Genomic DNA, 1,073 nt, shown 5'->3' on the forward strand with positions numbered 1-1,073 from the left:
CCTGACGGGTGTACGCCCTATCAATGTCAGCAATCTTCAATGGTACTATGTCCAGGAAGATATAAAAGAAATTGTCTATCCAGCCGGGATAATTGGTATGCGTGGTGCGATGAAAACGCAGAAGGAGTTCAGGATCCCAATCACCGTTGGTATTGAGCGTATTTTGCAGGAGCAGAAAGAATGGAGGGATTCGGTACCGGGATGTAATCAGCAGTTTGTTTTTCTTCAACCGCGCAATCCTGAACTACCGTTTGCAAAGCGATCCCTCGATAAGTTGATAAAAACTTACAGCCCGGAAAATGCAGTAAAGGGAATTAAACATGACGGAACGGTGAAGGGTAGGGAAGGGGCATTTAATACGATGTGCCGTAAGTTCTTTAAGAGCAATGTTATTGCTCAGATGCGTGCAAAGGGCTTCTCCCGCTCTGATACGCGGGAGATTAGCCTTTTGTGTTTGCACCATTCGGATAAAAGCGCGGATCCTATGGCTGAACATTACGACTTTTCAGATGAGATATTACAGGAGGAAATGGCGTTGAAGAAAACAGCCTTTGAGGCGCATGAAGCAAGCATCTTGACACAGGTTATTTTACTGAGGAAAAAAGGTTAATACTCGCTGCGACATTTCTGGATAAATGCCTGAACGTTCTGTCGCTCATACCGCACTACTTTTGAGGTAAAACGAATCGGTGCCAATATTTTTTTATGGCGGTGATTGATATTCCAGTCACAGAGAGTTTTTTGGGTAATTCCGCCGAGCATTTTGCAAACCTCTGCCGGAGTAAGCAGATCGTCGGATTGTTCGCTCATTTCAAACCCCTTTGTTTCATTGCATCCAGCAGGATATCCTGCACGTTTCGTTTTGAATCGCGCCGTTCCATCACCAGTTCGTCTACGGTATCGGCGGCGATAATATGGTGTATCCATACCGTGCGGTTATGCCCCGCCTGTATCTGGCGTGTTGGCCCGATACGTTCGATAATTTGTTGGTACTGTTCCAGATCCCACCAGTGCGAGAAAAACACCAGGATGTTTCCGCCGTCCTGCATATTCAGGCCGTGGCCTGCGCTGGC

The 1,073-nt window shown here is 46.8% G+C and carries 1 protein-coding gene and 2 pseudogenes; 1 reads left to right on the top strand and 2 read right to left on the bottom strand.

Features of this window, described 5'->3' with window-relative positions; translation table 11 throughout:
- Positions 1–610, top strand: a pseudogene (locus QZ506_RS17235) (recombinase); the annotation flags it as partial.
- Here QZ506_RS17235 and QZ506_RS17240 read toward each other — a convergent pair.
- Entirely contained in the window at positions 607–810 is a 204-nt protein-coding gene (locus QZ506_RS17240) for a helix-turn-helix domain-containing protein (protein WP_048913555.1), read from the bottom strand. The pseudogene QZ506_RS17235 and the gene QZ506_RS17240 sit on opposite strands and share 4 nt — an antisense overlap.
- A pseudogene (locus QZ506_RS17245) lies at positions 807–1,073 on the bottom strand (ATP-dependent helicase); the annotation flags it as partial. The pseudogene QZ506_RS17245 and the gene QZ506_RS17240, both read right to left, overlap by 4 nt.

The sequence above is a fragment of the Candidatus Symbiopectobacterium sp. genome, from assembly GCF_020054415.1.
In the GTDB taxonomy this organism is placed as follows: Bacteria; Pseudomonadota; Gammaproteobacteria; order Enterobacterales; family Enterobacteriaceae; genus Symbiopectobacterium.